Genomic DNA, 23,788 nt, shown 5'->3' with positions numbered 1-23,788 from the left:
GCCAGGGCCGGAGGACACGCCCGGGCCCCGGGAATGCGGCTCCGGGGAGCGCGCGTTCGTCGTCCGTCGTGACCTCCCCTCCCCGCGCGTCGGTCGGGCTGCGCTCCGAGCGCGGGCCCGTGCTCGGCGCGGTGATGCTCAGCACCGCACTCATCGCGCTCGACAGCACGATCATCGCCACGGCCGTCCCGGCGGTCGTCGACGACCTGGGCGGTTTCAGCCAGTTCCCGTGGCTGTTCAGCGTCTACCTGCTCACGCAGGCGGTGACCGTCCCGGTCTACGGGAAGCTCTCCGACGTCTACGGGCGCAAGCCGGTGCTGCTGTTCGGCATCGCGGTGTTCGTCGCGGCGTCGCTGTTCTGCGGCCTGGCGTGGTCGATGCCGGCACTGATCGTGGGCCGCGCGCTGCAGGGCATCGGCGCCGGCGCCGTGCAGCCGATCGGCATGACCGTGATCGGCGACATCTACACCGTCGAGGAGCGGGCGCGGGTCCAGGGCTACCTGGCCTCGGTGTGGGCGGCGTCGTCGGTGCTCGGCCCGACGCTGGGCGGCGTCTTCAGCGACTACCTGTCCTGGCGCTGGATCTTCCTGGTGAACCTGCCCCTCGGCGCGGTGGCGCTGGTGGTGCTGTACCGCCGGTTCACCGAGCGGGTGGAGCGCCGGCCGCACCGCCTCGACGTCGCGGGCGCCGTGCTGCTGTCGGCCGGCTGCGCGCTGCTCATCCTCGGGTTGCTGGAGGGCGGCAACGCCTGGGCGTGGGCCTCGGGCCCCTCGTTCGCCGTCCTGGGGGCCGGGGTGGTGCTGCTCGTGGCGTTCGGGTTCGTGGAACGCCGGGCCGCCGAGCCGGTGCTGCCGACGTGGGTGTTCCGCCGCCGCATCCTCGTCACCGGCAACATCGCCGCGCTGGGCCTCGGCGCCCTGCTCATCGGGCTGAGCTCCTACCTGCCCACCTGGGCGCAGGGCGTGCTGGGCGCCAGCGCGCTGGAGGCCGGCTTCGCCCTGGCGGCGCTGACCCTGGGATGGCCGATCGCGGCGAGCCTGGCCGGCCGGGTGTACCTGCGCATCGGGTTCCGCGACACCGCGCTCATCGGCGTCGTCCTCGCGGTGGCCGGCACGGCGGCGACGGCGCTGCTCGGACCCGACGCCCACCTCTGGCAGGTGGGCGCCACCATGTTCGTCACCGGGCTGGGACTGGGGCTGTCGAGCTCGCCGCTCATCGTCGCGGTGCAGTCGGTCGTCGGCTGGGACCGGCGCGGCGTCGTCACCGGCACCAACATGTTCTCCCGCTCGATCGGCTCGGCCGTCGGCGCGGCGGTGTTCGGCGCCATCGCCAACACCACGCTGGCCGCCCGCTTCGCCTCGCCGCCGCCGGGCCTGGAGGGCGAGCTCCCCACCGACGTCGACGCCACCACCACCGCGCTGTCGCAGGGCGGCGCGGTCGCCGAGTACGCGCGCGAGAGCCTGCACGCCGCCTCGCACGGGGTCTTCCTGGCCACCGCCGTCACCGCCGTCGTCATCGCCGTGGCGGTGGCCGCCATGCCCCGGCGCACCCGGCCGCTGCGCTTCGACGACGACCCGACCCCGGACGCGGCCGCGGCGGCTCCGTAGGCCCGGGTCGGAGGTCCCGGTTCCGGTCACGGCGGGCGCACGCCCGGTGACAGGAGCGACGCGCACGCCCGGCCGGGTGGTCCCGGCGCGGAAAGGCGGATGACGCCCCGCCGCGCACCTCGCTAGCGTCCGGGCCGCACTGTCGCCGACCGGGGTGCGGGGCCCGGCGCTCCCGGAGAGGGCCTCCCCATGGCCAGGTCGTTCGCCTCCCGCGTCAGCCATCCACGCCTGAAGTGGGTGGTCCTCGTCCTCTGGCTGGTCCTGGCCGGCGTCTCGGCCCCCCTCGCCGGCGGGCTGACCGACGAGCAGGAGAACGACGTCGCGGCGTGGCTGCCGTCCGCGGCCGAGTCGACCCGGGCCCTGGAGCGGCAGGTCGAGCTCGGCTCCGACCCCGACCTCATCCCCGCGGTCGTCGTCTACGAGCGGGCCGACGGGCTGACCGCCGAGGACGGCGCGGCGGTCGAGGAGGACCTCCGGGCCTTCGGGCAGCTCGAGGCGCTCGACGGTCCCGTGGTGGGCCCGATCCCGTCCGAGGACGGGCAGGCGCTGCAGCTCGTCGTCCCGCTCAACGTGGGGCCGGACGGCTGGGAGGCGATCGCCCCGCTCGTCGACGACATCCGCGCCGAGGCCTCCGACGGCCCGGACGGGCTGACCGCCTACGTCACCGGCCCCGCCGGCAGCGCGGCGGACTCGTCGGAGGCCTTCGCGGGGATCGACGGCACGCTGCTGTTCGCCGCCCTGGGCGTGGTCGTCCTCATCCTGCTGCTGACCTACCGCAGCCCGGTGCTGTGGATCCTGCCGATCTTCTCGGCGGTCATCGCGCTGTTCTGCTCGCAGGCCGTCGTGTACCTGCTGGCCCGCCACGCCGACCTCACGGTCAACGCCCAGAGCGCCAGCATCCTCACCGTCCTGGTCGTCGGCGCCGGCACCGACTACGCGCTGCTGCTCGTCGCCCGCTACCGGGAGGAGCTGAGGCTGCACACCGACCGGCACGAGGCCATGACCGAGGCCGTGCACCGGGCCGGCCCGGCGGTGCTGGCCAGCGGCGGCACGGTGGTCCTCGGGATGCTGTGCCTGGTCGCCGCCGAGATGAACTCGACCGCGGGGCTCGGCCCGGTCGCCGCGATCGGCGTCGCCGTGACCCTCGTGGTGCTCATGACGCTGCTGCCGGCGCTGCTGGTGATCTGCGGGCGCTGGGTCTTCTGGCCGGTGCGGCCGAGCTTCGGCAGCGCCGAGCCGAGCGCGACCGGGCTGTGGGCGCGGGTGGGCGCGGCGATCAGGCCGCGCCCCCGGACCACCTGGGTGGTCACCAGCGTCCTGCTGCTGCTCGCCTGCACCGCCGTGTTCCGCCTCGACCCGAGCGGGCTGACCCAGGCGGAGAGCTTCCGGGGGTCCCCCGAGTCGATCCAGGGCGACGCCGCGGCCGCCCGGCACTTCCCGGCGATCGCGGGCAACGCCGTCACGGTGGTGACGACGGCCGACTCGGCCGGCGAGGTCGCCGCCGCCGTGGCCGCGGACGACGGCATCGCCGGCGTCGGGGAGCCGCGGGTGGTCGGGGACGCCGCGCTGCTCGAGGCCTCGCTGGCCGACCCGTTCGACAGCGCGGCCGCCTACGCCACCGTCGAGGAGCTGCGCACCGCGCTCGACGACGTCGGCGACGGGCAGGCGCTGGTGGGCGGCACCACCGCGCTCAACCTCGACGTCCAGAACGCCGCGCAGCGGGACAACCGCGTGGTCATCCCGCTGATCATGCTGGTCGTCCTCGTCGTGCTGGGCGTGCTGCTGCGGGCGCTGGTGGCGCCGCTGCTGCTCATCGCCACGGTGGTGCTGTCCTACGGCGCCGCCCTCGGCCTCAGCGCCCTGGTCTTCGGCTGGACGCTGGGCGTCGACGCGACCGACAGCTCGTTCCCGCTGTTCGTGTTCGTGTTCCTCGTGGCGCTGGGCATCGACTACAACATCTTCCTGATGACCCGGGTGCGGGAGGAGACCGTCGACCACGGCACCCGGCGAGCCGCCCTGGTCGGGCTGGCCGCCACCGGCGGGGTGATCACCTCGGCGGGCCTGGTGCTGGCGGCGACGTTCGCGGTGCTCGGCACCCTGCCGCTGACGTTCCTGACCCAGCTCGGGATCGCCGTGGCCCTCGGCGTCCTGCTCGACACGATCGTCGTGCGCTCGGTGCTGGTCACCGCCCTCACCCTGGACGCCGGCCGGTGGATGTGGTGGCCGGGCCGGCTGGCCCGCCGTCCCGACGAGCCGGAGGTGCCGCCGGGCGGCTCCGCGCCGGCCGCGGCCGAGTCGGAGACCTCCGTCCGGACCTGACGGGCGGGTCGCCGGGCTCTCCCGCGTGTGGTCGGATCGGCTCCGTCGGCACGCAGGACGGAGAGCACCCATGTGGGCACAGACGCTCAGCGGCCCCTTCCGCTTCGAGCAGGTCGAGGTCGCGGCACCGGACCCCGCCGCGCTGCCGCCGGGGCACGTGCTGCTGGCTCCGCGCGCCGGCGCCATCTGCGGCAGCGACCTGCCCAACTTCCGCGGGGGTGTGTGGCCGCACCCGGCCGCCGAGGACGGCTGGGGAGCCACCCGGGCGCCGGGCTTCCCGATGCACGAGGTGGTCGGCGAGGTCGTCGCCAGCGAGCACCCCGGGCACTCCCCCGGTGACCTCGTGGTGGGCTGGGCGTCGATGTTCGACGCCCTCGCCGAGCTCGTGGTCACCGACGGCGAGGGCCTGGCCCCCTACGACACGTCCCTGCCGCCCACCACCGCGGTGATGCTGCAGCCCCTGGCCTGCGTGCTCTACGCCGTCGAGCAGCTCGGCGACGTGTCGGGGCAGCCGGTCGCGGTGATCGGCCAGGGTCCGATCGGCCTGCTGTTCAGCTCCGTCCTCAAGGCCCGCGGCGCCACCCGGGTCACCGGCGTGGACCCGGTGGACCGCAGCGACGTCGCGTCCGTCTTCGGCGTCGACGAGGCGGTCACCGCCCGCGCCGAGCGGTGGGCGGGCGCGCTGGCCGACGCCGACCGCCCGTCGGTGGTCGTGGAGGCGGTGGGCCACCAGGTCTCCACGCTGCAGCCGGCGCTGGACGCCGTCGCCCACGGCGGCCAGGTCTTCTACTTCGGTGTCCCCGACGACCCGATCTACCCGTTCGACATGATGACGTTCCTGCGCAAGAACCTGACCCTGCGCTCGGGTGTCGCCCTGGAGCGGCGCCGGGTGCTCACCGACGCCGGCGCCTTCCTGGCCGAGCACCCGGAGCTGCGCGACTGCTACGTCACGCACGTCCACCCCGTCGCCGACGTGGAGGCCGCCTTCGGCGCCGCCATCTCCCCCCGGCCCGGCCAGCTCAAGATCGCCGTCGACATGACCTGACGGTGTGGATCAGCCCGCCTGCCGCGCGTCCGCCTCCGACGTGGTGGTGATCCAGTCGTCGATGGTCTCCCACCACCGGTAGAGCCAGTCGGTCAGCTCGGCCTCGTCCCGCGGCACCTCGGCGGCCGGCACGAACCACCAGCGCAGGTGCAGCGTCTTGTCCGTGGGCAGGCCCCGCCAGACGTCGCGGACCGTGCTCAGGTGCTCCAGCCCGGTGTGCGCGACGAGGACGACGTCGGCGTGCGGCGCCGCGCGCAGCGCCGCGGCGACCCCGCCCGGGCGCGGTGGCAGCAGGTGCCGCATCGCCTCGGCCCGCCGCACCGCCGCCGCCAGTCCCCGCTCGCGCAACCGCTGGATGGCCCGGACCCGGCGTTGCGGCGTCGCGTTCGCGCCCTCCGGGAAGATCAGCAGCGCGTCCTCCTCGCCGAGGTCGCGGGCGAGGTCGGCGATCGCCTCCTCGGAGCGCTGCCCGCTGCCGGGGCCGGAGGCGACGAAGGTGTTGGGCAGCCGGTTGAGGTAGACGTCGATCAGCGGGTCCACCTGCAGCAGGTCCTTGAGCACGATCCGCGGCTGGCGCAGGTGGTCGCGGTTCATCAGCGTGTTCACCAGCAGGAACGAGTCGCCGGGCCCGGCGTGCCGGGACAGCACCACCATCGCGTTGGTCGAGCCGGGGACGCCGTCGTCCAGGGGGGACCAGGACTCCCCGTCGGTGACCAGCCGCAGCGCGAACAGCCGCTGCGCCGCCCGCATGAGGACGTCGAGCAGCAGGCGCAGCACGGTGTAGTGCGCCGCCCGGAACGCCGGGGACCGCAGCCGGCGGCCGAGGCCGCTCGCCGCCCACAGCACCGCCGCCGCCGCGAGCCCGACCACCTCGAGCGCCAGGTAGACGAGGGCGAAACCGAGCAGCCGCAGCGCGCGCAGCCGCCCGGGCAGGAACAGCGAGGCGACCAGCGCGACGGCGACCAGCACGGGCAGCAGGACGACGGCGAGCACCAGCGCGCCGATCAGGAGCGGGCCGGTGACCCGGCGGACACGGCGGGACGGCAGCACCTCAGGCACCGCCGTCCCGGGACGCGGCGATCCGGTCCAGGTGCGCGCGGGTCGCCGCGTGCGCACGGTCGATGCGCGCGGAGACCCCGGAGAAGTCCCGGTAGCGCAGGTTGGCCGCCCCGGGTGGCGCGGCGTCCCCCGCGGGCAGCACGTGCACCGCGACCCCCTCCGGCAGCGCGGCCAGGTCGGCGGCGAAGCGGTGCCGGCGGGCGATCTCGAAGGCGACCGCGGCCACCTCCCACGGCCGGGTCGGCGGGCGCAGCGGGCGGTCGACCCGCCCGACGTGCAGGACGTAGACGGTCGCGGCACCGAGCGCCACCGCGCGGCCCACCGGGATGCTGTGCACGAGGCCCCCGTCCAGGTAGTGCTCCCCGCCGATCTCCACCGGCGGCAGCAGCCCGGGGACGGCGCAGGAGGCGAGCACCGCGTCGACCAGCGGGCCGTCGGCGAACCAGTGCTCCGCGGCGCGCTCGATGCTGGCCGCCACGCACTGGAACGGCACCGGCAGCTCGGCGAAGGTGCGCACCGGTAGGGCGGCCTCGAGCAGCTCCCGCAGCGGCTCCCGCGGGTGCAGGTGGGTGCGGGTCCGCGCCAGGGTGCCGACCCGGCCCAGCACCGACCCGGCGAACACCCGCCGGGAGGCGAGCTCCTCCCAGACGCCGCGCAGCCGGTCCACCGCGCCCGGTGTCGGGTCGGCGGCGACCAGCGCGCCGTTGATCGCACCGACCGACGTGCCGACGACCAGGTCGGGGCGGATGCCGGCCTCGCTCAGCGCCTGCAGCATCCCGACCTCGGCCGCGCCGAGCACTCCTCCGCCGCCCAGGACGAACGCCGTGCCGCCCGTCCCGTTCATGGCCGCATCGTGGCACCCGGGTCCGGGAGCGAGCAGGCCGGCCGGGTGGCGGGCGGCCCTCGTCACGCGGGGGGGCGGCCCCGGGAGCCCGGGACCGCCCCTCCGTGGAGCGCGTGGTGCCGTCCTGGCGTCAGTCGCGCCTGCAGGTGAGGTACTCGAAGCCCACCTCGGCGGCCTCGAACGGGTCGAACGTCGGGTCGCCGAACCGCGGGTCGTGCTCGACGACGTAGTACCGGATGCCGCCGCCTGCCGCCGCGAAGATGGCCGGGAAGTCGATGATCCCCTCCCCGACGATCTCGATCCTCCGGTCCGACGCCCTCATGTCCTTGACGTGGAAGAGCCGGATCCGGTTGCCGTACCGCTCGATGAGCTCGACGGGGTCGGCCCCGGCGAAGGTCGCCCAGTACAGGTCGAGCTGGAAGACGACGTTCCTCCGTTCGGTGTACGCCATGAGGACGTCGTAGGCGGTCCGGTCGCCGAAGACGTCGGTGAACTCCCAGTCGTGGTTGTGGACCATCAGCGTCTGGCCGGCCTTGCGGGCCTGCTCTCCGACCGCGTCCAGGTACCGGGCGTAGGCGATCCACTCGGCCTCGGTCGCGAGGTTCGGTGTCGCCCCCGAGCCGAAGTACTCGACGCCGAGGACCCGGTTCTCCTCGAGGACCTGCCCGATGTCCGCCGGGTCGGTGGGCGTCCTGACGTCGACGTGCCGGGCCGGGGCCTCGAGGCCGTACTGGTCGAGCAGCGCGCGGAACTGCTCCGCGGTCAGGCCGCTCAGGCTGAACGGCTCGACGTTCCGGTAGCCCATCGCGGCCAGGCGGCGGAGGACCTCCTCGAGGCGGGCCTGGGTGTCCGCGTCGGTCCCGGAACCGATGTACTCGGCGAACGTCCACAGCTGGATCGAGATCTTGCTCGTCGGGATCGTGCGGCCGACGCAGTCTGAGCCGTCGTGAGCACCACTCGGTGGAGCGGCGCTGGCCGTGCCGACGAGCCCGACGAACAGGACCGACGACACGGCGGCGACGAGCACGGCTCGCACGACGGAGCGCAGGCTTCTCGCTTCTCTCACGGACTTCCCCCTTCGACGTGGTGGACCGGTGCACGGCACCGCCGCAGCCAGACGACGGGATGTGCCGTGCGTCACAACCTAGCCAGCCGCCCGAGAGGCCGATCGTTGTGCAGGTCACACCGGCCTGCTAGACCTGACGCCGTCGTCAAGTCCCGCCGCGGACCCGCCGCGCGCCACCCCCGCCAGGAGTCCGCATGCAGTTCACCGCCGAGCACCACGCCTTCCGGGAACTCGTGCGCGACGTCGTCGAGCGGGAGATCGCGCCGCACGTCGACGAGTGGGAGCGGGCCGGCACCTTCCCGGCGCACGAGCTGTTCCCCAAGCTCGGCGAGCTCGGGCTGCTGGGCCTCGAGTACGACCCCGCGTACGGCGGCCAGGGCGCCGACCACCTGTTCAGCGTGGTCCTGTGCGAGGAGCTGCACCGGTCGGGGTGCGCGGGCGTCCCGATGGCGATCGGCGTCCAGACGATGATGGCGACGCCGTCGCTGCACGACTTCGGCAGCGACGACCTCAAGCGCCGCTACCTGGAACCCGCCATCCGCGGCACCGCCGTCTGCTCGATCGCGGTGACCGAGCCCGGCGCCGGCTCCGACGTCGCCGGGCTGCGCACGCGGGCGGTCCAGGACGGCGACGACTGGGTGATCAACGGCAGCAAGCTCTACATCACCAACGGCACCCAGGCCGACTGGCTGTGCCTGCTGGCGCGCACCTCCGACGAGGGCGGCCACCGCGGGATGAGCCAGATCATCGTGCCCACCGACACCCCCGGGTTCGCCGTCTCCCGGAAGCTCGACAAGCTCGGCAACCGCTCCTCCGACACCGCCGAGCTGTACTTCGAGGACGTGCGGGTGCCGCTGGCGAACACGATCGGCACGGTCGGCCGCGGCTTCCAGCAGCAGATGTCGCAGTTCGTGGTCGAGCGGATGTTCGCCGCCTACGGCGCCGTGGGCAGCTGCCGCGCCGCGCTGGAGCGCACCCGCGAGTACCTCCGGCAGCGGCAGGCGTTCGGCCGGCCGCTGGCGGCCAACCAGTACGTCGCGTTCCGGCTGGCCGAGCTCTCGGCGCAGGTCGACCTGCTGCAGTCGCACAACCACGTCTGCGCCCAGTCCTACGTCGACGGCGAGGACACCACCCGCGCGGCCACGGTGGCCAAGCTGACCGCAGGCCGGCTGCTGCGCGAGGTGGCCGACACCTGCCTGCAGTTCCACGGCGGCATGGGTTACATGGAGGAGACCTGGACCTCCCGGTTCTTCCGGGACAGCCGGCTGGCCTCCATCGGCGGCGGCGCCGACGAGGTGATGCTCCAGGTGCTCGCCCGGATGGACGGGTTCGAGGCGTGAGCCGGCCGGCGCCCGCGCTGCTCGACGCCCTCGTCGACGACCTGGCGGCCGAGTCCGCCGACCTCGACGCCCGCGTGGCACCCCTCGACGACGACGGCTGGCGCACCCCCACCCCCGCGGCCGGCTGGGACGTCCGCGACACCGTCGACCACCTGCGGTTCTTCGACCGCGAGGCGCTGCTCGCCGTCACCGACCCCGCGGGGTTCGCCGCGCACCTGCGGGGCATCGGCGCCGGCGCCGGCGAGTACGTGGAGCGGCTGACCCGCGAGGGCCGGGCCACGCCGCCGGCCGAGGTGCTCGCCGACTGGCGGGCCGGCCGGGAGGCCCTCGCCGGCGCCCTGCGCGGGCTCACCCCCGGGAGGCGGGTGCCGTGGTTCGGGCCGCCGATGAGCCCGGCGTCGTTCGTCACCGCCCGGCTGATGGAGACCTGGGCGCACGGACAGGACGTCGTCGACGCGCTGGGGCAGGACCGGCCGGCCACGGCGCGCCTGCGCTCGGTCGCCGAGATCGGCGTCCGCGCCCGGCCCTTCTCCTACGCCGTCCGCGGCCTGCCCCCGCCCGAGCGCCCGGTGCGCGTGGAGCTGGCCGGCCCCGGCGGCGAGCGGTGGACGTGGGGGCCGGAGGACGCCGGCGACGTCGTCCGCGGTCCCGCGCTGGACTTCTGCCTGCTGGTCACCCAGCGCCGGCACCGCGACGACGTGGACCTCGAGGTGACCGGACCGGCCGCCGCGGAGTGGGCGGGCATCGCGCAGGCGTTCGCCGGCCCTCCGGGCGAGGGGCGGCAGCCGCTCGGGGCGCGGCCGTGACCGCGCCGCTGCGGATCGCCAACGTCTCCGGGTTCTACGGCGACCGGCACGGCGCGATGCGCGAGATGCTCGACGGCGGCGACGTCGACGTCCTCACCGGCGACTACCTGGCCGAGCTGACGATGCTCATCCTCGGCCGGCAGCGGCAGGAGGACCCCTCGGCCGGCTGGGCGCGCACCTTCCTGTCCCAGCTGGAGGAGTGCCTCGGCACGGCGCTGGAGCGCGGCGTCCGGATCGTGGGCAACGCCGGCGGGCTGAACCCGCAGGGCCTCGCCGACGCCGTCACCGCGCTCGGGCAGCGGCTCGGGCTGCCGGTGCGGGTGGCGACGGTGAGCGGTGACGACCTGCTGCCCCGCCTCGGCGAGCTGCGCGGCCGGCTCCGCGGCGGCGACCGCCCGCCCGGCGACCGCGACGTCGACGACGCGATCACCGCCAACGCCTACCTCGGCTGCCGGGGCATCGTGCGGGCGCTGCAGGCCGGCGCGGACGTCGTCGTCACCGGCCGGGTGACCGACGCCGGTCTCGTCGTCGGGCCCGCCGCCTGGCACCACGGCTGGGACGCCGGCGACCTCGACGCGCTGGCCGGCGCCACGGTGGCCGGGCACGTGCTGGAGTGCGGCGCACAGGCCACCGGCGGCAACTTCAGCTTCTTCGCCGAGCTGCTCGACGCCGACCCGGCCGCACTGGACCACGTCGGCTTCCCGCTCGCCGAGATCGCCGCGGACGGCACGGCGGTCGTCACCAAGCACCCCGGCACCGGCGGCGCGGTGACGGTGGAGACGGTCACCGAGCAGCTGCTCTACGAGCTCACCGGGAGCCGCTACGGCGGGCCGGACGTCGTCACCCGGTTCGACACCCTGCGGCTGCGTGCGGCGGGCCCCGACCGGGTGGAGGTCTCCGGCGCGCGGGGCCTGCCGCCCGGCGCGCAGCTCAAGGTGGCGGTCAACCGGCTCGGCGGCTTCCGCAACACGATGACGCTGCCGCTGACCGGGCTCGACGTCGAGCGGAAGGCCGCGCTCCTCCGCCGCCAGCTCGCCCCCGCGCTGGCCGGCGTCGAGGAGGCCACCGTCACCCTGGCCCGCACCGACTCCCCCGACGCCGACGTGCAGGAGGAGGCCGCGGCCCTGCTGCACGTCACGGTGAAGGACCGTGACCGGCGCCGGGTCGGCAAGGCGTTCACCGTGCCGGTCATCGAGCTCGGCCTGGCCAGCATCCCGGGGTTCCACGCCACGTCGGCCCCGCCCAGCCCCTCGGCCTACGGCGTCTACTCGGCCGCCTGGGTGCCGGCGGAGGACGTGCCGCAGGTGGTCGGCCTCCCCGACGGCACCACCGAGACGCTCCCCTCCCCCGCTCCCCCTCCGGCCGGCCCGGACGCCCCCGGTCCGGCCGCGCCGCCGGCCTGGAGCGACGACGGCCCGACCCGGCGGGTGCCGCTCGGCCGGGTCGCCGGCGCGCGCAGCGGCGACAAGGGCGGCGCGGCCACCCTCGGCGTCTACGCCCGCACCGACGACGGCTTCGCCTGGCTGGCCGCCTTCCTCACCCCCGACCGGCTGCGCGCCCTGCTCCCCGAGGCCGCCGCGCTGCCGGTCACCCGCGACCTGCTGCCCGGGCTCCGGGCGCTGCTGTTCCAGCTGCCCGGGCTGCTCGGCGAGGGCGTCGCCGCGGGCACCCGGTTCGACCCCCAGGCCAAGGCCGTGGGCGAGTGGCTGCGCTCCCGCGCGGTCGACGTCCCGGTCCGCCTGCTGCCCCCGGAGGGAGACGCATGACGGTCCTGGACGAGCGGGCCGCGGGCAACCGCGCCGCCCTGCTCGAACGGCTGGCCGAGCTGGAGGACCAGCTCGCCGTGGCCAACGCCGGCGGCGGGGACGGGGCGCTGGCCCGCCACCGCGAGCGCGGCAAGCTCACCGCGCGCGAGCGCATCGAGCTGCTGCTCGACCGCGACAGCCCGTTCCTCGAGCTCTCCCCCTACGCCGCGTGGGGCACCGACTTCCCGGTCGGCGCCAGCACGGTCACCGGCATCGGCGTCGTCGAGGGCGTCGAGGTGGTGGTCTCGGCCAACGACCCCACCGTCCGGGGCGGCACGTCCAACCCCTACACCCTGCGCAAGTCCGCCCGGGCGCACGAGATCGCGCGGGTCAACCGGCTGCCGTTCGTCAGCCTGGTCGAGTCCGGCGGCGCCGACCTGCCCACCCAGTCGGAGATCTTCATCCCCGGCGGCCGCGGGTTCCGCGACCTGACCCGGCTGTCGGCGGCGGGCATCCCGACGATCGCGCTGGTCTTCGGCAACAGCACCGCCGGCGGCGCCTACGTCCCCGGGATGAGCGACCACGTCGTGATGATCGAGAACCGGAGCAAGGTGTTCCTCGCCGGCCCGCCGCTGGTGAGGATGGCCACCGGCGAGGACGCCGACGAGGAGTCCCTCGGCGGGGCCGCGATGCACGCGAAGGTGTCCGGCAGCGCCGACCACCTCGCCGTCGACGAGGTGGACGCCATCCGGCTGGGCCGCCGGGTCGTGCGGAACCTCAACTGGCGCAAGCACGGCCCGGGCCCCTCGCGGCCGGCCGACCCGCCGCTGCACGACCCCGAGGAGCTGCTCGACCTCGCCCCGGCCGACCTGCGCCGGCCGCTGGACCCGCGCGACGTGCTGGCCCGCGTCGTCGACGGCAGCCGCTTCGACGAGCACAAGCCGCTCTACGGGACCTCGCTGGTCACCGGCTGGGCGAGCATCCACGGCTACCCGGTCGGGGTGCTGGCCAACGCCCGCGGCGTGCTGTTCCGGCAGGACGCCGAGAAGGCCGCGCAGTTCATCCAGCTGGCCAACCAGACCGACACCCCGCTGCTGTTCCTGCAGAACACGACCGGCTACATGGTCGGCACCGAGTACGAGCAGGACGGGATCATCAAGGCCGGCTCGCAGATGATCAACGCGGTGTCCAACAGCACCGTCCCGCACCTCACCGTGAACATCGGGGCCTCCTACGGCGCCGGCAACTACGGCATGTGCGGCCGCGCCTACGAGCCCCGGTTCCTGTTCACCTGGCCCAACGCCAAGAGCGCGGTGATGGGGCCGGCGCAGCTCGCCGGCGTGCTCGACATCGTCGGCCGGGCCAGCGCGCGGGCCCGCGGCCGCGACTACGACGAGGAGGCCGCGGCGGCCATGCGGGCCGCGGTGGAACAGCAGATCGAGGCCGAGTCGCTGGCGCTGTTCCTCTCCGGGCGCCTGTACGACGACGGGATCATCGACCCCCGCGACACCCGCACCGTCCTCGGCCTCGCCCTCTCCGCGGTCCACAACGCCCCGGTGCGAGGGCTGCACGACGGATGGGGGGTGTTCCGGCTGTGACGCGCAGGCTGGCTTCCGTCCTGGTGGCCAACCGCGGCGAGATCGCCCGCCGGGTGTTCACCACCGCCCGGGCCATGGGCCTGCGCACGGTGGCGGTGTACTCCGACGCCGACGCCGGTGCCCCCTTCGTGGCCGACGCCGACGTGGCGGTCCGGCTGCCGGGCAGCACCCCCGCCGAGACCTACCTGCGCGCCGACCTCGTGGTGGCCGCGGCGCTGCGGGCCGGCGCGGACTGCGTGCACCCCGGCTACGGCTTCCTGTCGGAGAACGCGGCGTTCGCCCGCGCCGTCGGGGAGGCCGGGCTGGTCCTCGTCGGGCCGAGCCCGGAGGCCGTGGAGGCGATGGGCAGCAAGCTCGCCGCCAAGGAGCTCATGGTGACGGCGGGGGTGCCGGTCCTCCCGAGCACGGACGCCACCGGACTGTCCGGCGACACGCTGGAGAAGGCCGCGACCGACGTCGGCTACCCGCTGCTGGTGAAGGCGTCCTTCGGCGGGGGCGGGCGCGGCATGCGGACCGTCCGCGAGCCGTCGGAGCTGACCGAGGCGGTCGCGGGCGCGGCGCGCGAGGCGGCGTCGGCGTTCGGCGACGGCACCGTCTTCCTCGAGCGCCTCGTCGAGCGTCCCCGGCACGTCGAGGTGCAGGTCTTCGGCGACCACCACGGCACCACCGTCGCGCTGTTCGAGCGGGAGTGCTCCATCCAGCGCCGGCACCAGAAGGTCGTCGAGGAGGCGCCCTCCCCCGCCGTCGGCCCCGAGCTGCGCGAGCGGCTGCACGCCGCCGCCGTGGCCGCCGCGCGGGCGATCGGCTACGTCGGCGCCGGCACGGTGGAGTTCCTGCTGGAGCCGTCCGGCGACTTCTGGTTCCTCGAGATGAACACCCGGCTGCAGGTCGAGCACCCGGTCACCGAGGCCGTCACCGGTCTCGACCTGGTCCGGCTGCAGTTCGACGTCGCCGCCGGGCGCCCGCTGCCCGCCGCGGCGGTCGCGCCTCCGCTGTCGGGCGCGGCCATCGAGGTGCGCCTCTACGCGGAGGACCCGGCGCGCGGCTGGCTGCCGCAGTCGGGCCGGCTGGCCGACTTCGCGATCCCCGCCGACACCGAGTTCCGGCCGACGTCCGGCCCCGGCATCCGCGTCGACAGCGGTGTCGCCGCGGGCGGGGAGGTCGGCGTGCACTACGACCCGATGCTCGCCAAGGTCGTCGCCTGGGCGCCGGACCGCGCGTCGGCTGCCCTCGCCCTGGCCGGCGCGCTGCAGCGGGCCCGCCTCCACGGCCTGACCACCAACCGCGACCTGCTGGTGCGCGTGCTGCGCCACCCGGCGTTCCTCGCCGGCGAGACCGACACCGGCTTCCTCGACCGGCACGGCCTCGACGTCCTCGCCGCGCCGCTGGTGGACGACGCCGGCCGCCGCCGGCACGCCGTCGTCGCCGCGCTCGCCGGGGCCGCGCTGCGGCGGGCGGCCGCGCCGGTCCTGGCCGGCCTCCCCTCGGGCTGGCGCAACAACCCCACGGTGCCGCAGACCACCGCGTTCGACGCCGGAACGGTGCACTACCGCCTCGGCCGCTCCGGGCCGACCGCCGACGTCGACGGTGACCCGGTGCCGCTCACCGTGCTCGGCACCACCGTCACCGGGCCGGGGCGGGTCCGGCTCGACGTCGAGGTCGAGGGGCTGCGCGGCACCTACGACGTGCACGCCGACGGCGACCGCTGGCACGTCGACGGTCCCGACGGCGCCACCACGCTGGTCGAGCAGCCGCGCTTCCCCGAGCCGACCGCTTCGGTCGTGCCCGGGTCGCTCACCGCGACCATGCCGGGGGCCGTGACGCGGGTGGCCGTCGCCGAGGGCGACGAGGTCCGCGCCGGGCAGCTGGTGCTGGTCCTGGAGGCCATGAAGATGGAGCACCCCGTGGTGGCCCCGGCCGACGGGGTGGTGACCTCCCTGCACGCCGAGGTCGGCCTGCAGGTGGAGACGGGCGCGGTCCTCGCGGTCGTCAGTCAGGAGACCGAGAGCGAAGGGGACCGCGATGCGTCCTGACCTGTCCGGGATCGACCCGCTCGAGCTGAACCTGGCCACCCGCTTCTCCGTGGGCGATCTGCTCACCCGCTCCACGCAGCTGTTCGCCGGCCGCACCGCGATCGTCGACGGCGAGGAGGAGGTCAGCTACACCGGGCTCGACGCCGCCGCCGAGGCCTTCGGCCGGGGCCTGCTCGACGCCGGGGTGCGCCACCAGGAGCCGGTGGCGTTCCTGCTGGGCAACTCCTGGCGCTTCGCCGCGAGCTTCTTCGGCTGCGCCAAGGCCGGGCTGGTGGCGCTGCCGGTCAACCTGATGCTCGCGCCCGAGGACGTCGCGTGGATCCTCGCCGACTCCGGCACCCGCGTCGTCGTCACCGACCCGCCCTTCCTGCCGCTGCTGGAGGCCGTCCTGCCGGGGCTGCCCGCGATCACCCAGGTGGTCGTCACCGGCGACGACGTCCCCGCGCAGGTCGCCGGCCGGGACACGCTCCGCTGGGACGACGTCGCGGCCGACCCCACGCCGGTCCGGGTGGTCGTCGAGGACCGCGACACCCTGCACTGCCTCTACACCTCGGGCACCACCGCGCGGCCCAAGGGCGTGCTGACCAGCCACCTGGCCGTGCACGTCGGCGTCCTCAGCAACGCGCTGCAGGTGGGCCACCGGCGCGGCGACGAGCACTCCGTCATGCCCATCGTGCTGCCGCTGTTCCACACCACGGCGCTGGACACCCTGCTGCTGCCGGTCCTGCTCACCGGCGGCACGGCGGTCCTGCCGCGCGGCTTCGAGCCCGAGGGCTTCCTGGAGGTCGTCGAACGCCGCCGGGCGACGCACGTGATGCTGCTGCCGATGATGTACGCGGCGCTGCTGGCCTCGCCGGGCATCGCGACGCGGGACCTGTCCTCGGTGCGGCTGTGCATCTACGCCATGGCGCCCATGCCGCAGGAGCGGATCACCGCGATCGCCCAGGCGTTCCCCCACGCCCAGGTGCTGCTCGGCTCGGGCCAGACCGAGTGCGTCCCGGCGACGGTGTTCCAGTGGCCCTCGCACCAGGAGACCAAGGCCGCGTCCTGGGGCCCGTCCACGGTCACCGTGGACACCCGGGTGATGGACACCGGCGGGAACCTCCTGCCGCCGGGCGAGACCGGCGAGATCGTCTACCGCGGCCCGCACGTGATGAGCGGCTACTGGAACGACCCGGCCGCCACCACCGCCGCCTTCGCGCACGGCTGGTTCCACAGCGGCGACGTCGGCCACCTCGACGACGAGGGCGTCGTCTGGTTCACCGACCGGGTCAAGGACATGGTCAAGACCGGCGGCGAGAACGTCTCCTCCGTCGAGGTGGAGCGGGTGCTGCTCGCCTCGCCGGAGATCGTCGAGGCCGCGGTGATCGGCGTCCCCGACGACCGCTGGGGCGAGGCGGTCACCGGCGTCGTCGTCCCGGCCGATCCGGAGGTCGACCCGGCGGCACTGACCGAGCGTCTGCTGGCCCACTGCCGGGCGCACCTGGCCGGCTTCCAGGTGCCCAAGCGGATCGAGGTCCGCACCGGTCTGCCGAAGACCGCCACCGGCAAGATCCAGAAGCACGAGCTGCGCGATGAGATCCGGAGCTGATCCCCTCGTCACCGTCGCCCGGCGCGGGCCGGCCGCGGTGGTGACGCTGGACTCCCCGCACAACCGCAACGCGCTGTCCCGGGCGCTGGTCGAGCAGCTGCACGCGGCACTCGCCGGGGCGATGGCCGACGACGGCGTCCGCGCGGTGGTGCTCACCGGCACCGGCCCGGTGTTCTGCTCCGGCGCCGACCTCGCGGAGCAGCGCGCCGGCGGCGCACCCGGCCCGGTCGGACTGCCGGAGGTCCTGACGCTGCTCATCGAGGGCCCGAAGCCGGTGGTGGCGCGGGTCGACGGCGCCGCGAGGGCCGGTGGTCTCGGGCTGATCGCCGCCTGCGATCTCACCGTCGGCCTCGCCGGGGCGTCGTTCGGCTTCAGCGAGGTGCGCATCGGGGTGGCGCCGGCCGTCATCGCCGTCGCCTGCCTGCGGCGGATGGACCCGCGGGCCGCCCGCGAGCTGTTCCTCACCGGCGAGACCTTCGACGGCGTCCGCGCGCAGCAGGCCGGCCTGCTCGACCGGGCGGTGGCCGACGGCGAGCTCGACGCCACCGTCGACGGCCTCGTCGAGTCGCTGGGCCGCGGCGCGCCCGAGGCGCTCGCCGTCACCAAACGGCTGCTGCGCGAGCTGCCCGGCGACGACCTGCAGGAGGACTTCCGCCGCATGGCCGCGGTCTCCGCGGACCGGTTCGCCTCGGCCGAGGCGCGCGAGGGCATCGCCGCGCTGCTGGAGAAACGCCGCCCCTCCTGGGCCGCCGCCGCGGACTAGGGCCCGTCCTGCGGGTCATGTGCGCAGCGGCTCGCTCCCGTGGCAGCCGGTCCGGCAGCACGTGGCGGAGGTGTCACACGTCATCCGCGCTCCGGAACCGATCCCGGGCCGGTCGCGCTCGTCGCAGTCGGAGGCACGCAGTGGCTCGCCGATCTGCCTCTCACCGCGTCCCCGATGCCTGGACGGCAGCCCCGCGGGCCCTCCACCATCGCCGCCATGAGCGAGTCGATGGCGCGCGTGGCGATCGACGGTGGGGACCTGGAGACGGCGGTCCTCGGCTCCGGTGACCCGGTGGCCCTCGTGCCCACCGCGCTGACCGCGGACGAGCTCCTGCCGCTGGCCGAGCGGCTGCGGGGCCGGTTCCGGGTCGTCCACTACCACCGCCGCGGCTATGCCGGCAGCAGCCCGGCCACGCCGCCCGGTTCCGTCGCACAGGACGCGGCCGACTGCGCACGGCTGCTGGCGGCGCTCGGCGTCGAGAGGGTGCACGTCCTCGGTGTCTCCTACAGCGCTGCGGTGGCGCTCCAGATGGCCGTCGACCACCCCGACCTGGTCCACACGCTCACGCTGGTCGAACCGCCACCGGTGCACGGCCCCGGGGATGCCGCGTTCCGCGCCGCCAACGCCGACCTCCTGGGCGACCGGCAGGCTCGGGGAGCGGAGGCCGCCGTCGACCGCTTCCTCACGCGCACGATGGGGCCCGAGTGGCGCGGCCGGCTCGACGGCGTCGTCCCGGGCAGCTCGGCGCAGGTGCTGCGCGACAGCCGGACCTTCCTCGACGTCGACATCCCGGCGCTGCTCGGCTGGCCGTTCGACGCCTCCACGGCCACCCGGGTGCGCTGTCCGGCGTTGCACGTCGCCGGAAGCGACCACGGCCCCTTCTTCCACGGGGTCGGCGACCTGATCCGCGCGTGGCTGCCGCAGGCCGACCACGTGGTGATCGCAGGCGCCGGGCACGACGTCGCGCTGACCCACCCCGATGCGCTGCTCGAGGTCCTCCTGCCCTTCCTGGCCCGCCATCCCGTCAGCTGACCCCGTCAGCTGACCATCGCCCGGGAGACCGCGGCGGGACCCGTTCATCGCGGCGACAGCGACCCCCACCTCGTGGCGTCCCGTCACCGCCCGGCGAGCGAGATCCGCAGGACGGGCCTAGGCCGGGCGCCGGGACGCGCCGTCGGGCCAGGCCGAGCGCGGCAGGCCGATGGCACCGGCCCACAGCCGGGTGAGGACGTCGACGGCGGCGTCCTCGTCGAGGTCCTCCCCCGGGTCCTGCCACAGGTGCGCGAAGGACTCGACCATCGCCCCGAGCGCACTGGCGGTGGCCCGGGGCGGCAGCGCGCCGTCGGCCAGCCCCAGCTCCTGCAGCCGCACCAGGCCCTCCATCCCGCGGCGCACGAAGGCCTCCCGGACGTCGAGCCGCAGCCGCCGGAACTCCTCGCGGGTGTCGGCCAGGGAGTCGAGGACCCGCAGGATGCGGGCGTGCCGCGTGACCGCCGTGAGGTAGAGCCGGTTGGCCGCCTCGATCCGGGCGTAGGGCGCGTCGGGCGGCAGCCGCGGGCCGACCGTGGTCGCGGCGAAGACGTCCTCCACCACGACGGCGACGATCGCCCGCAGCAGCGACTCCTTGGAGTCGAACCAGGTGTAGAAGGTGCCGTGCGAGACGCCGGCCCGCTCGGCCACGGCGTCGATGCGGACGTCGGCCCAGCCGCGCTCCTCGAACAGCTCCCGGCCGGCCTGCAGGAGGGCGGCACGGGTGCGCCGTCCCCGGTCGGTGACCGGGACCTGCTCCTGCTGCACGCCGGTCATCTCCCACCTCCGCTCGCTCCGGGCCCGGGCAGCCTGCCACACCGGGCGGGTAGTTGACGCCCTCGTCAGGTGCTCGACAGACTGCGTGACCCAGACCACAGTCGCGCACGGGAGAGGGCATCCATGGACAGGGGCATCGGCAGCTGGCCGGCCAAGCGGGCGTTCCTCTCCGGGGACCGCACCGCCCTCGTCGCCGGCGACCGGCGGATCACCTACACCGACTTCGACCGCCGTACCGACCAGCTCGCGCGGTCGCTGCGCGACCTCGGCGTGCGGCAGGGCGACCGGGTGGCCGGCCTGCTGCTCAACAGCCCCGCGTTCCTCGAGACCATGTTCGCCACGGCGAAGCTCGGCGCGGTCTTCGTGCCGATGAACCTGCGCCTGGCCCCGCCGGAGGTCGCCTTCCTGCTCGCCGACTCCGGCGCCGACGTCTTCGTCTGGTCCGCGCCCCTGGCGCCCGTCGCCCGGGCGGCGCTGTCCGGCGAGGGCATCCGCGTGCGGCACCGGGTGGTCGCCGGCGGCGAGCCACAGGACGGCGAGACCGACCTCGAGGCGCTGGTGTCCGCCGGCGAGCCACGGGCGCTGGGCACCGACGTCGCCGGCAGCGACCTGTCGTGCCTGATGTACACCTCGGGCACCACCGGCCGCCCCAAGGGCGCGATGCTCACGCACGACAACCACCTGTGGAACGTCGTCAACGTCCTGTCCTTCGGCCGCGGGCTCCGGGAGAGCGACGTGACGGTGACCGTCGCGCCGATGTTCCACATCGGCGGGCTGGGCGTGCACACCCTGCCGCTGCTCTACCTGGGCGGCACCAACGTCGTCCTCCCCTCCTTCGACCCGGCGCAGACCCTCGCGGCGATGGCGGAGGCGCACGCGACCGTGCAGTTCCTCGTCCCGGCGATGTGGGCCGCGCTGACGACGGTCCCCGACTTCGACCGCCACGACCTGTCCGCGCTGGAGCTCGCGGTCACCGGCGGGGCGCCGTGCCCCCTGCCGGTGATCGACTTCTTCCAGGGCAAGGGTCTGCCCTTCCAGGAGGGCTTCGGCATGACCGAGACCGCGCCGGCCGTCTCGATCCTCGACGCCGACCACGTCAAGGAGAAGGCCGGTTCGATCGGCCGCGCGCTGATGCACGTCGAGGCGCGGATCGTCGACGAGGACGACCGGGACGTGGCCACCGACGTCGTGGGCGAGCTGGTGGTGCGCGGACCCAACGTGTTCGCCGGCTACTGGGGGCTGCCCGAGGCGACGGCCGAGGCGTTCCGCAACGGCTGGTTCCACACCGGCGACCTGGGCCGGATGGACACCGAGGGCTTCGTCACCCTCGTCGACCGCAAGAAGGACATGATCATCAGCGGCGGCGAGAACGTGTACCCGATCGAGGTCGAGCAGGTGCTCTACCGGCACCCCGCCGTGCGCGAGGTCGCCGTCGTGGGGGTGCCCGACCCGCGCTGGGGCGAGACGCCGGTGGCCGTCGTCGCGCTCGCGGACGGCGCGGAGCCGACCCCGGACGAGCTGCTGGGGTACGCCCGCGAGCGGCTGGCGCACTTCAAGTGCCCGACGCGGGTCGAGTTCGTGACCGAGCTGCCGCGCAACGCGACCGGCAAGGTGCTGAAGACGACCCTGCGCAGGGAGTACGGCGGCTCGGCGGAGTCCGTGCAGCGGTGACCGCGCTGGAGGTCGCCACCGACCCGTGGACCACCCCCGAGCGGGTCGCGCTGCGGCGGCTGGCCCGCGACTTCGTCGCCCGCGAGATCGCGCCGCACGTCGAGGCGTGGGAGACGGCCGGTGAGCTGCCGCGGGACCTGCACCGCCGCGCCGCGGCGGCCGGCCTGCTCGGCGTGGCCTTCCCGGAGGAGGTCGGCGGCGGTGGCGGGGACGCCGTGGACTCGGCCATCGTCACCGAGGAGCTGCTGCGCGGCGGCGGGTCGACCGGGGTGGCGGCGAGCCTGTTCACGCACGGGATCGCGCTGCCGCACGTCGTGGCGGACGGGTCGGCCGCCCTGGTCGACCGCTACGTCCGCCCGACGCTGGCCGGGGAGCTCATCGGCTCCCTCGGCGTCACCGAGCCCGACGCCGGCTCCGACGTCGCGGGCCTGCGCACCCGGGCGGTGCGCGACGGCGACGAGTACGTCGTCAACGGCACGAAGACCTACATCACCAGCGGCGTGCGGGCCGACTTCGTCACCACCGCCGTCCGCACCGGCGGCGAGGGCCACGGCGGGATCTCGCTGCTGGTGGTCGACAAGGGCACGCCCGGGTTCACCGTCGGCCGTCGGCTGGACAAGATGGGCTGGCGCTGCTCGGACACCGCCGAGCTCTCCTACGTCGACGTCCGCGTCCCGGCCGGCAACCTGGTCGGCGTCGAGGGCAGCGGCTTCGTGCAGATCATGCAGCAGTTCCAGTCCGAGCGGCTGAGCCTGGCGGTGCAGGCCTACGCGACGGCGGCCCGCTGCCTCGACCTGGCCCTGGACTGGGTGCGGCAGCGGCAGACGTTCGGCCGGCCGCTGTCCTCGCGCCAGGTCATCCGGCACCGGCTCGCCGAGATGGCCCGGCAGGTCGACGTCGCCCGCACCTACACCCGCGCCGTGATGCAGCGCTGGCTGGCCGGCGAGGACGTGGTGACCGAGGTGTCGATGGCCAAGAACACCGCGGTCGCCGCCTGCGACTCCGTCGTCGACGCGGCGGTGCAGGTCTTCGGCGGCATGGGCTACATGCGCGAGTCGGAGGTCGAGCGCCACTACCGCGATGCCCGGATCCTCGGCATCGGCGGCGGCACCACCGAGATCATGAACGAGGTGATCGCCAAGCGCCTCGGCCTCTGACCCGGCGGGGTTCAGGCCGGGTCGGCCACCACGTCGAGGTCCAGGTCGAGGTGGCGCCCGACCATCCCCCGGCTGCCGGTGACCCCGAAGGCGTGCCGGTCCAGGTGCTCGGCGCGGGCGTGCACGCGCATCCCGCTCCCCTCCCGGACGCACCGGTCGACCGCCAGCTCGACCGGTACCGACGCGCCGTGCGCCGTCACCGTGCCGCCGAGCAGCCAGCGGTCACCGTCCTGCCGGCATCCGCTGCAGGTGAACCGGATCTCCGGGTGGGCGTCGCTGTCGAGCAGCCCGGGCCCGGTGACGTCGCGGTCCCGGCGTGCGTTGCCGGAGCTGAAGCTGCCGGCGTCGACCACCGCGGAGACGGTGGTCTCCTCCACCGGATCGGCGACGACGACCTCGCCGGAGAGGATCTCGAAGGTGGCGTGCACGGTCCCGAGCCCGAACAGGTGCTTGCCGGTGTAGGCCAGCGTCGACCGGCGGGGGTCGATGCGGTAGCGCCCGGCGGTGGGGACCTCGATGGGGGTGGTGCTGTCGAGGGTCATGGCCTGGATCTCCTCACCCCCGTGCGCGTCCAGCGAAGCACATCCGCGGGTGGTCGCCACCCCCCTGCGCGCGCCGTGATCCGCCTCCCGGGAGGAGCAGCGCGGGTCAGCCCTGCGCGGGGGTCGCGACCTCCGTCCCCGGAGCGGCCCGGTCGGTCTGCCGGGTCCGGACGACCATCACGGGGCACGACGCGTGCACCACGCAGTGCAGGGCCACCGAGCCGAGCAGCAGCCCGGCCAGCCGGCTCCGGCTGCGGCTGCCGACGACCAGCAGACCGGCTCCCTCGGCCGTCCGCACGAGCACGTCCCCCGGTGACCCCGTCACGACCGCCACGTCGACGTCGGCGTGCGGTCGCGGGCCGAGGACGGCGGCCACCATGCGGTCGGCCCGCTCGCGGGCCGCCTCGAGCGTCTCGCCGACCGGCGGCGCCGGCACGGCGTCGCTCCAGTAGGTCACGGGCTGGCAGACGAGGACCGCCTCGACGCGGGCGCCGAGCCCGCGCGCGTACCCCACGGCCTCGGCCAGCGCCGCGCGCGACACCGACGAGTCGTCGATCCCCACGACCACCCGGGAGACGGACGCCGGGAGGCCGGCGTGCACGACGACGACCGGGCACGGGGCGTGCGCGGAGACGTGCAGGGCGACGGAGCCGAGGAGCGCGCTCGCCACCGCTCCCCGGCCACGGCTGCCCACGACGAGCAGCCGGGCGCCCTCCGCGCGCACCACCAGGGACTCGGCCGGGTCCCCGGGCACCACGGTGACGGAGACGGGCGCGTCCCCGCCCGGTACGGCCTC

The 23,788-nt window shown here is 75.2% G+C and carries 19 protein-coding genes; 13 read left to right on the top strand and 6 right to left on the bottom strand.

Features of this window, described 5'->3' with window-relative positions:
• The first annotated feature begins 68 nt into the window (after nucleotides 1–68).
• From HLV61_RS10370 to HLV61_RS10360, 3 genes are all read left to right on the top strand, one after another.
• The gene (locus HLV61_RS10370; protein ID WP_369255007.1) at nucleotides 69–1,607 is read left to right on the top strand and encodes an MDR family MFS transporter; all 1,539 of its coding nucleotides are present in this window, start codon (nucleotides 69–71) and stop codon (nucleotides 1,605–1,607) included.
• Nucleotides 1,608–1,796: 189 nt separating this feature from the next.
• Complete coding sequence (locus HLV61_RS10365) at nucleotides 1,797–3,926, top strand: MMPL family transporter (RefSeq protein WP_369255005.1); 2,130 nt, start codon at nucleotides 1,797–1,799, stop codon at nucleotides 3,924–3,926.
• A 70-nt stretch (nucleotides 3,927–3,996) separates the two neighbouring features.
• Entirely contained in the window at nucleotides 3,997–4,971 is a 975-nt protein-coding gene (locus HLV61_RS10360; RefSeq protein ID WP_369255003.1) for a zinc-binding dehydrogenase, read from the top strand.
• Nucleotides 4,972–4,980: 9 nt separating this feature from the next.
• Here HLV61_RS10360 and HLV61_RS10355 read toward each other — a convergent pair whose 3' ends face one another.
• From HLV61_RS10355 to HLV61_RS10345, 3 genes are all read right to left on the bottom strand, one after another.
• A complete protein-coding gene (locus tag HLV61_RS10355; protein WP_369255001.1) occupies nucleotides 4,981–6,030 on the bottom strand; it encodes a lysophospholipid acyltransferase family protein in 1,050 nt (349 codons plus the stop codon).
• Nucleotides 6,023–6,874: a patatin-like phospholipase family protein gene (locus HLV61_RS10350; protein WP_369254999.1), complete on the bottom strand. Its 852-nt coding sequence runs from the start codon at nucleotides 6,872–6,874 to the stop codon at nucleotides 6,023–6,025. The genes HLV61_RS10355 and HLV61_RS10350 overlap by 8 nt, the downstream gene beginning before the upstream one ends.
• Before the next feature lie 130 nt (nucleotides 6,875–7,004).
• Entirely contained in the window at nucleotides 7,005–7,901 is an 897-nt protein-coding gene (locus tag HLV61_RS10345) for a sugar phosphate isomerase/epimerase family protein (RefSeq protein ID WP_369254997.1), read from the bottom strand.
• A gap of 233 nt (nucleotides 7,902–8,134) precedes the next feature.
• On the opposite strand from HLV61_RS10345, the gene HLV61_RS10340 reads away from it, so the two are divergent.
• The 8 genes from HLV61_RS10340 (at nucleotide 8,135) to HLV61_RS10305 (ending at nucleotide 18,848) form a co-directional block, all read left to right on the top strand.
• Nucleotides 8,135–9,280 carry an acyl-CoA dehydrogenase family protein gene (locus HLV61_RS10340; RefSeq protein ID WP_369254995.1) on the top strand — a complete coding sequence of 382 codons (1,146 nt, stop codon included), beginning with the start codon at nucleotides 8,135–8,137 and terminating at the stop codon, nucleotides 9,278–9,280.
• A complete protein-coding gene (locus HLV61_RS10335) occupies nucleotides 9,277–10,086 on the top strand; it encodes a TIGR03084 family metal-binding protein (RefSeq protein ID WP_369254993.1) in 810 nt (269 codons plus the stop codon). The genes HLV61_RS10340 and HLV61_RS10335 overlap by 4 nt, the downstream gene beginning before the upstream one ends.
• A complete protein-coding gene (locus tag HLV61_RS10330) occupies nucleotides 10,083–11,852 on the top strand; it encodes an acyclic terpene utilization AtuA family protein (protein WP_369254991.1) in 1,770 nt (589 codons plus the stop codon). The genes HLV61_RS10335 and HLV61_RS10330 overlap by 4 nt, the downstream gene beginning before the upstream one ends.
• Nucleotides 11,849–13,429: an acyl-CoA carboxylase subunit beta gene (locus HLV61_RS10325; protein ID WP_369254989.1), complete on the top strand. Its 1,581-nt coding sequence runs from the start codon at nucleotides 11,849–11,851 to the stop codon at nucleotides 13,427–13,429. The genes HLV61_RS10330 and HLV61_RS10325 overlap by 4 nt, the downstream gene beginning before the upstream one ends.
• A complete protein-coding gene (locus tag HLV61_RS10320) occupies nucleotides 13,426–15,462 on the top strand; it encodes an ATP-binding protein (RefSeq protein ID WP_369254987.1) in 2,037 nt (678 codons plus the stop codon). Before HLV61_RS10325 ends, HLV61_RS10320 begins: the two co-directional genes overlap by 4 nt.
• Complete coding sequence (locus tag HLV61_RS10315; RefSeq protein WP_369254985.1) at nucleotides 15,452–17,053, top strand: class I adenylate-forming enzyme family protein; 1,602 nt, start codon at nucleotides 15,452–15,454, stop codon at nucleotides 17,051–17,053. The genes HLV61_RS10320 and HLV61_RS10315 overlap by 11 nt, the downstream gene beginning before the upstream one ends.
• Nucleotides 17,037–17,816, top strand: a complete 780-nt coding sequence (locus HLV61_RS10310) for an enoyl-CoA hydratase-related protein (protein ID WP_369254983.1) — start codon at nucleotides 17,037–17,039, stop codon at nucleotides 17,814–17,816. The genes HLV61_RS10315 and HLV61_RS10310 overlap by 17 nt, the downstream gene beginning before the upstream one ends.
• 216 nt (nucleotides 17,817–18,032) lie before the next feature.
• A complete protein-coding gene (locus tag HLV61_RS10305) occupies nucleotides 18,033–18,848 on the top strand; it encodes an alpha/beta fold hydrolase (protein ID WP_369254981.1) in 816 nt (271 codons plus the stop codon).
• A gap of 117 nt (nucleotides 18,849–18,965) precedes the next feature.
• Here the strand turns inward: HLV61_RS10305 and HLV61_RS10300 are convergent, their stop codons facing one another.
• Entirely contained in the window at nucleotides 18,966–19,622 is a 657-nt protein-coding gene (locus HLV61_RS10300) for a TetR/AcrR family transcriptional regulator (RefSeq protein ID WP_369254979.1), read from the bottom strand.
• A gap of 123 nt (nucleotides 19,623–19,745) precedes the next feature.
• On the opposite strand from HLV61_RS10300, the gene HLV61_RS10295 reads away from it, so the two are divergent.
• The gene (locus tag HLV61_RS10295; protein WP_369254977.1) at nucleotides 19,746–21,293 is read left to right on the top strand and encodes an acyl-CoA synthetase; all 1,548 of its coding nucleotides are present in this window, start codon (nucleotides 19,746–19,748) and stop codon (nucleotides 21,291–21,293) included.
• Entirely contained in the window at nucleotides 21,290–22,450 is a 1,161-nt protein-coding gene (locus HLV61_RS10290) for an acyl-CoA dehydrogenase family protein (protein ID WP_369254975.1), read from the top strand. The genes HLV61_RS10295 and HLV61_RS10290 overlap by 4 nt, the downstream gene beginning before the upstream one ends.
• 11 nt (nucleotides 22,451–22,461) lie before the next feature.
• On the opposite strand, the gene HLV61_RS10285 is transcribed toward HLV61_RS10290, so the two are convergent.
• Both HLV61_RS10285 and HLV61_RS10280 read right to left on the bottom strand, forming a co-directional pair.
• Nucleotides 22,462–22,992 (bottom strand): YceI family protein, encoded by a 531-nt coding sequence (locus HLV61_RS10285; protein ID WP_369254973.1) that lies wholly within the window; start codon nucleotides 22,990–22,992, stop codon nucleotides 22,462–22,464.
• A gap of 106 nt (nucleotides 22,993–23,098) precedes the next feature.
• Nucleotides 23,099–23,788 (bottom strand): universal stress protein (locus tag HLV61_RS10280; RefSeq protein ID WP_369254971.1); only part of this gene is annotated, 690 nt, incomplete at its 5' end.

It is taken from the genome of Geodermatophilus amargosae (assembly GCF_041028265.1).
Lineage (GTDB): Bacteria > Actinomycetota > Actinomycetes > Mycobacteriales > Geodermatophilaceae > Geodermatophilus > Geodermatophilus amargosae_A.
This window is presented reverse-complemented; position numbering and strand designations above follow the sequence as displayed.